This window comes from Pseudomonas sp. ABC1 (assembly GCF_013395055.1).
In the GTDB taxonomy this organism is placed as follows: Bacteria; Pseudomonadota; Gammaproteobacteria; order Pseudomonadales; family Pseudomonadaceae; genus Stutzerimonas.
Genome location: NZ_CP058349.1, coordinates 1,026,162 through 1,038,647, shown reverse-complemented (window position 1 = coordinate 1,038,647; position 12,486 = coordinate 1,026,162). Strand labels below are relative to the sequence as shown.

Below are 12,486 nucleotides of genomic sequence, written 5' to 3'. Positions count from 1 at the left end.
TTCCATCTCAAAACGGGTTTGGCTGGGTATCCGGGAGGGTCGCTTCGCAGAATACCGGTATCTTTCCTCACGAGGGGCGTCCGGATGCGATCTTGTCTGCCCACTGGCGAGCAGTGGCAATGATTCTCTGCTCGTCCATACGCAGCAACTGGCGATTATCCACTAATTGCCTGCCTGCGACCCATACATGTTTGACGCAGTCCCGGGTGGAGGCATAGATCAATTGCGAAACCGGATCATAGAGTGGTTGCTGCGCCAGGCTCGACATATCGAACGCAACCAGGTCGGCGAATTTGCCGATCTCCAGTGATCCAATCTGCTCATCCAGCCCGAGGGCGCGGGCGCCGTTGAGTGTGGACATGCGTAATGCCTGGTGGGCATTCAGTGCGCTGGCCGAACCGGCGACAGCCTTGGCCAGAAGGGCGGCAGTACGTGTTTCGCCAAGCATGTCGAGGTCATTGTTGCTGGCGGCTCCGTCGGTGCCCAGGGCTACATTGACGCCCGCTTCCCACAATCGCTCCACAGGGCAGAAGCCGCTGGCCAGCTTCAGATTGGATTCCGGGCAGTGAATGACACTGCAATTGTGCTCGACCAGCAGTTCGAGATCCTCATCTTTTATATGCACCATATGCACGGCCTGGAAGCGTGGGCCCAGCAACTGCATTCGCGCCAGCCTGGCCAGTGGGCGTTCGCCATGCGCTTTCTCGGCATCGTGAACTTCCTTGGCCGTCTCGTGTACATGCATCTGGATGCCAGCGTCCATCTCCGCGCTGAGCACCTGCAAGCGCTCCAGTGTCGTGTTGCTGACCGAATAGGGGGCGTGTGGGCCGAAGGATACGCTCAGGCGAGGGTGGTGCTTGAGGTCGTCATACAGGGCGACCGTCTTGCGGATGGCTTCATCCGCGTCCCGGGTGCCAGGAACCGGAAAGTCCATGATCGGAACGACTATCTGCGCGCGGGCACCGCTGGCATGCACTCGTTCGGTAATGCTCTCGGGGAAGAAATACATACTGGAGAAGCAGGTGGTTCCACCTTTCAGTTGCTCGGCGATCGCCAGCTCTGTTCCTGCCTGGACAAATGACTCATCGACCCAGCGTTGCTCGAGTGGCCATATATGTTGCTGCAGCCATATATGCAGAGGGCGGTCATCCGCGACGCCGCGTAGCAGTGTCATGGCCGCGTGCCCATGGGCATTGACGAACCCTGGGGCCAGAAGCGTCTCCGGCAGTTCCAGTCGTTGGGTTGCCTGAAGCCTTGCGGTTTCTGTACGTGGGCCGATAAAGACGATTCGACCGTCCCTGACGCCCAGTGCATGTTCGCGAAGCACGACTCCGGCGGGTTCGACAGGAACCAGCCAGGTCGGGAATAAAAGAAGATCCATTGGGGTCAGTGGCTTTGCAGGCATTGGCAGTCCATCTCCGAGGGGGTTGTCGGAGTGTATAGATTGTCCCAACTGCTTTGAAGGAAGGCGGGGTGTGGCCGTATTTCATGTGGGTTTGAGATATTTGTCACATGATTGAAAACAACGCTTGACGTGTTTTTCCGTTGGCCTATAATGCGCACCACTTCCGGCGCGGTAGCGAAGGAAAATCTCTTACAGATCAACGAGTTAAGTTGGATTTGAATGGTTTTTCCGGTGTGTCGAAGTGGTCGATTCGATAGCTGAATCGAAGCGAGAAAAGCGGTTGACAGTTCGGTAACGATCTGTAGAATTCGCCTCCCGCTTCAGGCTGGATCGAAGCGCAAGGGGTTGAGAAGAAACGAAAAGTTCTTCAAAAACAACTTGACAGGTAACAAGGCTGCTGTAGAATGCGCGGCCTCGGTTGAGACGAAAGACTTGATCGAAACGCTCTTTAACAACTTGAATCAAGCAATTCGTGTGGGTGCTTGTGAATGTAAGACTGATAGTCACCAGATTATCAGCATCACAAGTAACACTCGTTAATTTGAGAGTTTTTTGCGATTGCTGAGCTAAAATTTGAATCCTTCGGGGTTCTAGCAGTATTGAACTGAAGAGTTTGATCATGGCTCAGATTGAACGCTGGCGGCAGGCCTAACACATGCAAGTCGAGCGGTAGAGAGGAGCTTGCTTCTCTTGAGAGCGGCGGACGGGTGAGTAATGCCTAGGAATCTGCCTGTTAGTGGGGGATAACTCGGGGAAACTCGAGCTAATACCGCATACGTCCTACGGGAGAAAGTGGGGGATCTTCGGACCTCACGCTAACAGATGAGCCTAGGTCGGATTAGCTAGTTGGTAGGGTAAAGGCCTACCAAGGCTACGATCCGTAACTGGTCTGAGAGGATGATCAGTCACACTGGAACTGAGACACGGTCCAGACTCCTACGGGAGGCAGCAGTGGGGAATATTGGACAATGGGCGCAAGCCTGATCCAGCCATGCCGCGTGTGTGAAGAAGGTCTTAGGATTGTAAAGCACTTTAAGTTGGGAGGAAGGGCTTCAAGTTAATACCTTGGAGTTTTGACGTTACCGACAGAATAAGCACCGGCTAACTTCGTGCCAGCAGCCGCGGTAATACGAAGGGTGCAAGCGTTAATCGGAATTACTGGGCGTAAAGCGCGCGTAGGTGGTTTTGTAAGTTGGAAGTGAAAGCCCCGGGCTCAACCTGGGAACTGCTTTCAAAACTGCAAAGCTAGAGTATGGCAGAGGGTGGTGGAATTTCCTGTGTAGCGGTGAAATGCGTAGATATAGGAAGGAACACCAGTGGCGAAGGCGACCACCTGGGCTACTACTGACACTGAGGTGCGAAAGCGTGGGGAGCAAACAGGATTAGATACCCTGGTAGTCCACGCCGTAAACGATGTCGACTAGCCGTTGGGATCCTTGAGATCTTAGTGGCGCAGCTAACGCATTAAGTCGACCGCCTGGGGAGTACGGCCGCAAGGTTAAAACTCAAATGAATTGACGGGGGCCCGCACAAGCGGTGGAGCATGTGGTTTAATTCGAAGCAACGCGAAGAACCTTACCTGGCCTTGACATGCTGAGAACTTTCCAGAGATGGATTGGTGCCTTCGGGAACTCAGACACAGGTGCTGCATGGCTGTCGTCAGCTCGTGTCGTGAGATGTTGGGTTAAGTCCCGTAACGAGCGCAACCCTTGTCCTCAGTTACCAGCACTTCGGGTGGGCACTTTGAGGAGACTGCCGGTGACAAACCGGAGGAAGGTGGGGATGACGTCAAGTCATCATGGCCCTTACGGCCAGGGCTACACACGTGCTACAATGGTCGGTACAAAGGGTTGCCAAGCCGCGAGGTGGAGCTAATCCCATAAAACCGATCGTAGTCCGGATCGCAGTCTGCAACTCGACTGCGTGAAGTCGGAATCGCTAGTAATCGTGAATCAGAATGTCACGGTGAATACGTTCCCGGGCCTTGTACACACCGCCCGTCACACCATGGGAGTGGGTTGCACCAGAAGTAGCTAGTCTAACCTTCGGGAGGACGGTTACCACGGTGTGATTCATGACTGGGGTGAAGTCGTAACAAGGTAGCCGTAGGGGAACCTGCGGCTGGATCACCTCCTTAATCGACGACATCAGCTTCGTCATAAGCACCTACACGAATTGCTTGATTCACTTGCGAAAAGCGATTGGGTTTAGACCCGAGAGTAAGACGATTGGGTCTGTAGCTCAGTTGGTTAGAGCGCACCCCTGATAAGGGTGAGGTCGGCAGTTCGAATCTGCCCAGACCCACCAATTGTCAAGGGTCGTGGCCAGTCAGTAGATGGGGCCATAGCTCAGCTGGGAGAGCGCCTGCTTTGCACGCAGGAGGTCAGGAGTTCGATCCTCCTTGGCTCCACCATTCACTCTGAAATCGCTGAAAGCTCAGAACTGAGCGCCACTCGAAGCCGCAAGGTGGGAAGGGTGTTGAGTTCTGGACTTTGCGCCAGAACTGTTCTTTAAAAATTTGGGTATGTGATAGAAGTAAGACTGACTGATTGTTTTCACTGACAATCAGTTTGGTCAAGGTAAAATTTGTAGTTCTCAAGACGCAAATTTTCGGCGAATGTCGTCTTCACGTTCGAGATCGTAACCAGATTGCTTGGGGTTATATGGTCAAGTGAAGAAGCGCATACGGTGGATGCCTTGGCAGTCAGAGGCGATGAAAGACGTTGTAGCCTGCGATAAGCTTCGGGGAGTCGGCAAACAGACTTTGATCCGGAGATCTCTGAATGGGGGAACCCACCCAGCATAAGCTGGGTATCATGCACTGAATACATAGGTGTATGAGGCGAACCAGGGGAACTGAAACATCTAAGTACCCTGAGGAAAAGAAATCAACCGAGATTCCCTTAGTAGTGGCGAGCGAACGGGGATTAGCCCTTAAGTTGATTTGAGATTAGTGGAAGGCTCTGGAAAGTGCCGCCATAGTGGGTGATAGCCCCGTACACGAAAATCTCTTATCAATGAAATCGAGTAGGACGGAGCACGAGAAACTTTGTCTGAATATGGGGGGACCATCCTCCAAGGCTAAATACTACTGACTGACCGATAGTGAACCAGTACCGTGAGGGAAAGGCGAAAAGAACCCCGGAGAGGGGAGTGAAATAGAACCTGAAACCGTATGCGTACAAGCAGTGGGAGCCTACTTTGTTAGGTGACTGCGTACCTTTTGTATAATGGGTCAGCGACTTATTTTCAGTGGCGAGCTTAACCGAATAGGGGAGGCGTAGCGAAAGCGAGTCTTAATAGGGCGTTTAGTCGCTGGGAATAGACCCGAAACCGGGCGATCTATCCATGGGCAGGTTGAAGGTTGGGTAACACTAACTGGAGGACCGAACCGACTACCGTTGAAAAGTTAGCGGATGACCTGTGGATCGGAGTGAAAGGCTAATCAAGCTCGGAGATAGCTGGTTCTCCTCGAAAGCTATTTAGGTAGCGCCTCGTGTATCACTGCTGGGGGTAGAGCACTGTTTCGGCTAGGGGGTCATCCCGACTTACCAAACCGATGCAAACTCCGAATACCGGCAAGTGTCAGCACGGGAGACACACGGCGGGTGCTAACGTCCGTCGTGAAAAGGGAAACAACCCAGACCGTCAGCTAAGGTCCCAAAGTCATGGTTAAGTGGGAAACGATGTGGGAAGGCTTAGACAGCTAGGAGGTTGGCTTAGAAGCAGCCATCCTTTAAAGAAAGCGTAATAGCTCACTAGTCGAGTCGGCCTGCGCGGAAGATGTAACGGGGCTCAAACCATGCACCGAAGCTACGGGTTCAACGTAAGTTGAGCGGTAGAGGAGCGTTCTGTAAGCCTGTGAAGGTGAGTTGAGAAGCTTGCTGGAGGTATCAGAAGTGCGAATGCTGACATGAGTAACGACAATGCGAGTGAAAAACTCGCACGCCGAAAGACCAAGGGTTCCTGCGCAACGTTAATCGACGCAGGGTGAGTCGGTCCCTAAGGCGAGGCTGAAGAGCGTAGTCGATGGGAAACGGGTTAATATTCCCGTACTTCTGGTTACTGCGATGGGGGGACGGAGAAGGTTAGGCCAGCTTGGCGTTGGTTGTCCAAGTTTAAGGTGGTAGGCAGGTTTCTTAGGTAAATCCGGGAAATCAATGCCGAGAACTGATGACGAGCTTTCTTTTAGAAAGTGAAGTGGTTGATACCATGCTTCCAGGAAAAGCCTCTAAGCTTCAGGTAATCAGGAACCGTACCCCAAACCGACACAGGTGGTTGGGTAGAGAATACCAAGGCGCTTGAGAGAACTCGGGTGAAGGAACTAGGCAAAATGGCACCGTAACTTCGGGAGAAGGTGCGCCGGTGAGGGTGAAGTATTTACTACGTAAGCCTTTGCTGGTCGAAGATACCAGGCCGCTGCGACTGTTTATTAAAAACACAGCACTCTGCAAACACGAAAGTGGACGTATAGGGTGTGACGCCTGCCCGGTGCCGGAAGGTTAATTGATGGGGTTAGCGCAAGCGAAGCTCTTGATCGAAGCCCCGGTAAACGGCGGCCGTAACTATAACGGTCCTAAGGTAGCGAAATTCCTTGTCGGGTAAGTTCCGACCTGCACGAATGGCGTAACGATGGCGGCGCTGTCTCCACCCGAGACTCAGTGAAATTGAAATCGCTGTGAAGATGCAGTGTATCCGCGGCTAGACGGAAAGACCCCGTGAACCTTTACTATAGCTTTGCACTGGACTTTGAGTTTACTTGTGTAGGATAGGTGGGAGGCTTTGAAGCGTGGACGCCAGTTCGCGTGGAGCCAACCTTGAAATACCACCCTGGTAACCTTGAGGTTCTAACTCTGGTCCGTTATCCGGATCGAGGACAGTGTATGGTGGGTAGTTTGACTGGGGCGGTCTCCTCCTAAAGAGTAACGGAGGAGTACGAAGGTGCGCTCAGACCGGTCGGAAATCGGTCGTAGAGTATAAAGGCAAAAGCGCGCTTGACTGCGAGACAGACACGTCGAGCAGGTACGAAAGTAGGTCTTAGTGATCCGGTGGTTCTGTATGGAAGGGCCATCGCTCAACGGATAAAAGGTACTCCGGGGATAACAGGCTGATACCGCCCAAGAGTTCATATCGACGGCGGTGTTTGGCACCTCGATGTCGGCTCATCACATCCTGGGGCTGAAGCCGGTCCCAAGGGTATGGCTGTTCGCCATTTAAAGTGGTACGCGAGCTGGGTTTAGAACGTCGTGAGACAGTTCGGTCCCTATCTGCCGTGGACGTTTGAGATTTGAGAGGGGCTGCTCCTAGTACGAGAGGACCGGAGTGGACGAACCTCTGGTGTTCCGGTTGTCACGCCAGTGGCATTGCCGGGTAGCTATGTTCGGGAGAGATAACCGCTGAAAGCATCTAAGCGGGAAACTTGCCTCAAGATGAGATCTCACTGGAGCCTTGAGCTCCCTGAAGGGCCGTCGAAGACTACGACGTTGATAGGCTGGGTGTGTAAGCGTTGTGAGGCGTTGAGCTAACCAGTACTAATTGCCCGTGAGGCTTGACCATATAACACCCAAACAATCTGCTGCACAGCAGAGGGTGTCGAAGGTAAAGTCGACAAACCGAAAGTTTGCAAGAGCACTACAAAGCATTACCATAGACATCACATACCCAATTCGCTGTAGCGGCTAAACCCCGAGACAGCAACCGAATTGCTTGACGACCATAGAGCGTTGGAACCACCTGATCCCATCCCGAACTCAGTAGTGAAACGACGCATCGCCGATGGTAGTGTGGAGTTTCTCCATGTGAGAGTAGGTCATCGTCAAGCTTCTAATCAAACCCCCCGGTCCTAACGGATCGGGGGGTTTGTCTTTGCGATGAGAAAAATATTTTTGAAGACTTGGCGCACTTGTGTTGTGGCTCTTATATGTTTGTATTTGAGCCGTTGCGGTAGTTAGTGTGCTCAGATGTTCATGGCCTTGGGGGTATGGTGAAGTATTCGTCTCGCTGGTTTCTTTTTCTGGCCTTGGTTCTTGCAGCAATCAACCTACGCCCGGCCATTACATCATTTGCCCCTCTTATCGAGCGCATCGCCTCGGATCTTTCCTTGAGTCGTGGCTTCGTCAGCCTCGTAACAGCCCTACCCGTTCTATTGATGGGGTTGTTGGCCCCGCTGGCTCCACGACTGGCGGTACGGCTGGGGTTGGAAAGGGCTATCGCTTTCTGCATGGCGACCCTGTTCACTGCCTTGGGATTACGCCTGTTTTCACATCAGGAGTGGATCCTGATTGGAACCGCCGGGGTGGTCGGTATTGCCGTTGCCGTTGCTGGGCCACTGCTTTCTGGCTACATCAAGCGCTATTTTTTCGACCAGATGGGGAAGATAGGTGCCTGGTATGCCTTGAGCATGGCCGTTGGGGGGACGCTTGGTGCTGTTGTGACTGCACCTGTAACGGATCACTTGGCGGGTGACTGGAGTCTGGGTTTATCTGTCTGGGCTTTGCCAACGTTGGTGGCTTGTGCTGTCTGGCTCTGTTTGCCAAATCAACCGGAGAGCGTCCGAAAAGCTGCTGGCCTGCCTTGGCGATCTAGGCGAGCGTGGTTGATCAGTCTGTTCTTTACTCTGCAAGCTGGGCTTTTCTATGCCTTGGTGACCTGGTTGGTCGCTCGCTATCACGAAGCGGGTTTCAGTGTGGGAGAGGGGAATACGTTTTTCAGTGCCTTCATGCTTATCGGGCTGCCCAGTTCTTTTGCAATTCCATGGCTAGTGCAGCGATTCGGTAACAGACACATATGGATGGCCACGTGTGGCCTGGTTGCGGCTTGCGGTCTGGCGTTGATTGCTTGGCTGCCGAACTGGTCGCCTTTGCTCGTCTGCATGGTATTGGGGATCGCACTGAACGGTAGTTTTTCGCTGTCTCTGGTATTGCCCATGTACGAGGCCGCTACCCCGATGGATGTGAGTCGACTGACAGCCATGATGCTGTGTACGGGCTATGGGCTGGCCTGTCTGTCGCCGGTGCTGGTCGGGATAGGTCGCGATATCGGGGGGAGCTATCTGGTGCCATTTGCCGTTCTGGCTCTGCTGGCTATTTGCATGTCCCTGCTGGCGCTTTGCTTGCGGCCAAATCCTGTGCTCATCGAGACGAAGTAGGCCTGTCTGGGGTTAATGCTCTTCTTCCAGCCACTCTTTCGGAACCTCTTGCCGAAGTGCCAGTTGGCATTGCTGGGACTCACTGTCGAAGACGATGACTGCCTGGCCTTTCACTAAGGCTGCCCTGGCACGCTCCGTGCGGATATGAAAGGGCGTGTCATCGCCATTATCCGTCCCGTCCCGGGTGACAAAGTCTTCCAGGAGCCGAGTCAAGGTGTCCGGCTCCAGCATCTCGTATGGAATCAGCATTCCCCGCCTTCCTGTTGATTGTCTTTCGAGGTTGATTGTCGAGTCACGTCCAGGCCTTTTACCAGGCCGCGCAGCAGGTAACGATTCGGGTGGCAGGCTTCGGCGATTTCCCTTGGCAGTGGCAAGGGCTCATTGTCTATCCAGGCGGCCAGCAGTTCTCCGGACAAGGGCGCGCTGATCAGGCCGCGAGAACCATGTGCTGTATTGACATAAAGGCCTTGGTTCCAAGGGCATGCCTGGTCTGGAGTCTGCCGGGCGTTCTTCAGCAGGCTTGCATAGGCATGGCGGAATGCTTCTGCGTCTGCCACGGGGCCGACCAGTGGCAGGTAGTCGGAACTGGTACAGCGCAGTGAGGCTCTGCCTTCGAGGTTGGAGAGCCGAGGGGCGAGACGCTGGTGAAGATCTGACGATATTTCTTCGAGCATGCTCAGGTTGCTGGCGTGTTCTTCCTGGCTGGGTTCATTGTCATGACGCTGGAAGTTGAAGCTGGCTCCCAGTGTGTGCTCCCCATTTCTTTCTGGCGCGACATATCCTTCAGCGCAGATGACACATTTCAAATCGCGGCTTTGCTCATTTGCCGGAAGTCGTGTGATCTGGCCCCTGATACGCTTGAGTGGTAACCAATCCGTCTGGTTGAACCGTACACATTCCGCCGCGCCGGCCAGTATGACTACCGGTGCTTTTGCTATGGGTTCGTTGTTTTCGAGGACCTGCCATTCACCTGCTTGATGCCGCAGGTGCAGCGCCTGTCGTTGCATCACTCGCTCGATGCCCGGATGGCTTGCCAGCCACTGGCAGAGTGCTGGCGGGTGGACCCAGCCGGCTTCCGGGAAAAACAGCCCGCCGCTGTGTAGGCCGACACCGCATGCCTGTTCTGCAGTGTTCTGTTCCAGCAGTTGCAGGAGGCTTGTTGGGAAGTGCTGTGCCAGTGCCTGTTGGCGAGCACTTTCCTTGTCGTCGAAGCCCAGTTGCAAGACGCCGCAATCGTCCCACTCCACGCCTTTCTGCAGGTGCTGCAACAGGCGCCGTGTGTAGCCAAAGCCACTGACGATCAGGCGCGAAAGAGCCGTTCCATGTGCGGAAAGCTTCAGGTAGAGCACACCTTGCGGATTGCCTGATGCTTCCTGGGCGATGTCTGCATGTCGATCGATCAGCGTCACACGCCAGCCGCGGCGCGCCAGGCTGAATGCACTTGAGCAGCCGGCCATGCCGGCACCTATGACGATGGCATGGCGTTCTTGGGGCTGGTGGTCGGGTCTGGCATACCAGGGTTTGTATGCAGTGGCAGGTAGGCCGGTAAAGTTGCCTTGCAGAATCTCTCTCTTGTGGCCGAAGCCCGGCGCGCGCTTCATGGCGAAGCCTGCTTCGATCAGTCCGCGCCGAACAAAGCCGGCGCTGGTGAAGGTGCCGAGTGTCGCTGTCGGAGCCGAGAGGCGTGCCAGTTGCCGAAACAGTTCGGGTTGCCACATGTCCGGATTCTTGGCTGGGGCGAAGCCATCGAGGAACCAGGCGTCGACCTGTGCATCGAGCTGCGGCAAGCTTTCCAGTACATCCCCGACCAGCAGCGTAAGGGTTATGCGTCCGCTCCCCAGTATGAAGTGCTGGAAGCCCGTGTGGACGGCGGTGTATTGCGCCAGTAATTGACTGGACAGTGCGCTCAGGGATGGCCATAAAGCCATGGCGCGTGCCAGGTCTTCCTGCGTAAGCGGGTGTTTTTCCGTGCTGATGAAGTGCAGGCGGGTATCCGCTGATGCCGTCTCTTCGAACAGTTGCCAGGCACATAGAAAATTGAGACCGGTGCCGAAACCGGTTTCCCCGATGACCAGGCTTCGTCCCGAGCTCAGCGCTGCAAATCGTTCAGGTAGTCGGTTTTGCTCCAGGAACACATGCCGGGTTTCCTCCATGCCTGACTGACGGGAGAAGTAGACATCGCCATACTGGCGTGACTGCGGCTGGCCGTTCTCGTCCCAGTCGAGGTCGGCGTGTTGTAGCGGCTCTTGGTTCGGCATGACGGTTCTCGGGTTGTCAGGCGGGCGATTCTATCAGCCATGGCGTTGTCTATAGCTGCTCTACTGTCGCAAGCGGCCCATGGATGGCTATATGCCACTCGCTAAGAAGCCGCACGGCCTGTTAGGGTATCGAGCCAGTCGCTATACATTTTTCGATTGCTGGAAAAGGGAAGGTAGATGTTCGAGTCTGCGGAAATTGGTCACTCGATAGACAAGCAAACGTATGACGCCCAGGTGCCAGCCTTGCGCGAAGCGCTTCTGGCTGCTCAGTACCAGCTCAAGGAGCAGGCTCGCTTTCCTGTGCTCATTCTCATCAACGGTATCGAGGGTGCGGGGAAGGGGGAGACGATCAAGCTGCTCAACGAGTGGATGGACCCTCGTTTGATCCGTGTCGACAGTTTCGATACGCCCTCCGATGAGGAGTTGGCCCATCCGCCCGCGTGGCGTTATTGGCGCAGACTCCCCGAGAAGGGGCGCACCGGGATTTTCTTCGGCAACTGGTACAGCAAGATGCTGGAAGATCGGGTGCATGGCCGGATCAATAAAGCCGGCCTGGCACTGCAGATTGCCCAGGCACAACGTCTGGAGCGGATGTTGTGCGATGAGGGCGTGCTGATTTTCAAGTTCTGGATGCACCTGTCCAAGGACCGGATGATGGCGCGGCTCGAGTCGTTCCGGAGTGATCCGCTGCAGAGCTGGCGTATCAGTCCGCTGGATTGGCAGCAGTCCAAGACCTATGACAAGTTCGTCCGCTACGGAGAGTACATTCTGCGCCACAGCAGCCGTGAGTTCGCGCCCTGGTATGTCGTGGAGGGGACTGATGAGCGCTATCGCAGCCTGGCTGTTGGGCGCGTTCTGCTGGAGGGATTGCAGGCAGCCTTGAATGCAACGGAGGCCGAGCGTCATACGGTCCAGCCCCATACGGCGCCATTGATGCTGGACCTCGATCGCTTGAGCCTGCTTGATAGCCTGGATATGACCCAGTCGCTGGATAAGGCTGACTACAAGCAGCAGTTGGCAACGGAACAGGCGCGCCTTGCGCAACTTCTGCGTCATCGCGTGATTCGCAAACGGGGTGTGCTGGCGATGTTCGAGGGGCATGATGCCGCAGGCAAGGGCAGTGCCATACGACGGATCACGGGCGCACTCGATCCCCGTCAATACCGAACTGTCCAGATCGCCGCGCCTACCCAGGATGAGCTGGCCAAGCCTTGGCTATGGCGCTTCTGGAACAATATTCCCGAGCGAGGCAAGTTCACCATTTTTGATCGCTCCTGGTATGGACGGGTCCTGGTGGAGCGTGTCGAGGGGTTCTGCACGCCGGAGGAGTGGCTGCGCGCATACAGTGAGATCAACCATTTCGAAGAGCAGATGGTCGATTCAGGTGTGGTGTTGGTGAAGTTCTGGTTGTCGATCGACAAGGATACGCAGCTGGAGCGTTTCAAGGAACGAGAGGTTACGCCGTTCAAGCGCTTCAAGATCACGGAAGAAGACTGGCGCAATCGCGACAAGTGGGATGACTACAGCCATGCCGTTGCCGACATGGTGGACCGCACCAGTACGGAAATCGCGCCTTGGACATTGGTCGAGGCCAATGACAAGCGCTTCGCGCGTATCAAGGTCTTGCGCACGCTCAACGAGGCGCTGGAGGCGGCAATAGGAAAGGATCGCTGACA

The 12,486-nt window shown here is 54.9% G+C and carries 5 protein-coding genes, 2 tRNA genes and 3 rRNA genes; 7 read left to right on the top strand and 3 right to left on the bottom strand.

The window, feature by feature from the left end; translation table 11 throughout:
* Positions 1-67 precede the first annotated feature (67 nt).
* Complete coding sequence (locus HW090_RS04600; RefSeq protein ID WP_179112363.1) at positions 68-1,405, bottom strand: TRZ/ATZ family hydrolase; 1,338 nt, start codon at positions 1,403-1,405, stop codon at positions 68-70.
* Between the two features lie 601 nt (positions 1,406-2,006).
* Here HW090_RS04600 and HW090_RS04595 point away from each other — a divergent pair.
* From HW090_RS04595 to HW090_RS04570, 6 genes are all read left to right on the top strand, one after another.
* Positions 2,007-3,542: ribosomal RNA gene (locus HW090_RS04595) — 16S ribosomal RNA — on the top strand.
* Positions 3,543-3,635: 93 nt separating this feature from the next.
* A tRNA-Ile gene (locus tag HW090_RS04590) sits at positions 3,636-3,712 on the top strand.
* A gap of 30 nt (positions 3,713-3,742) precedes the next feature.
* A tRNA-Ala gene (locus HW090_RS04585) sits at positions 3,743-3,818 on the top strand.
* Positions 3,819-4,070: 252 nt separating this feature from the next.
* Positions 4,071-6,961, top strand: a 23S ribosomal RNA gene (locus HW090_RS04580).
* Positions 6,962-7,110: 149 nt separating this feature from the next.
* Positions 7,111-7,226 (top strand): 5S ribosomal RNA (rrf, locus tag HW090_RS04575).
* The 16S, 23S and 5S rRNA genes sit together here with 2 tRNA genes alongside, the layout of an rRNA operon.
* Before the next feature lie 159 nt (positions 7,227-7,385).
* Entirely contained in the window at positions 7,386-8,552 is a 1,167-nt protein-coding gene (locus HW090_RS04570; RefSeq protein ID WP_373416366.1) for a CynX/NimT family MFS transporter, read from the top strand.
* Between the two features lie 12 nt (positions 8,553-8,564).
* On the opposite strand, the gene HW090_RS04565 is transcribed toward HW090_RS04570, so the two are convergent.
* Positions 8,565-8,801: a YheU family protein gene (locus HW090_RS04565; protein ID WP_179112362.1), complete on the bottom strand. Its 237-nt coding sequence runs from the start codon at positions 8,799-8,801 to the stop codon at positions 8,565-8,567.
* Complete coding sequence (mnmC, locus tag HW090_RS04560) at positions 8,795-10,810, bottom strand: bifunctional tRNA (5-methylaminomethyl-2-thiouridine)(34)-methyltransferase MnmD/FAD-dependent 5-carboxymethylaminomethyl-2-thiouridine(34) oxidoreductase MnmC (protein ID WP_179112361.1); 2,016 nt, start codon at positions 10,808-10,810, stop codon at positions 8,795-8,797. The genes HW090_RS04565 and mnmC overlap by 7 nt, the downstream gene beginning before the upstream one ends.
* 177 nt (positions 10,811-10,987) lie before the next feature.
* Between mnmC and pap the strand changes: the two genes are divergently transcribed.
* Complete coding sequence (pap, locus tag HW090_RS04555) at positions 10,988-12,484, top strand: polyphosphate:AMP phosphotransferase (protein WP_179112360.1); 1,497 nt, start codon at positions 10,988-10,990, stop codon at positions 12,482-12,484.
* Positions 12,485-12,486: the final 2 nt, after the last annotated feature.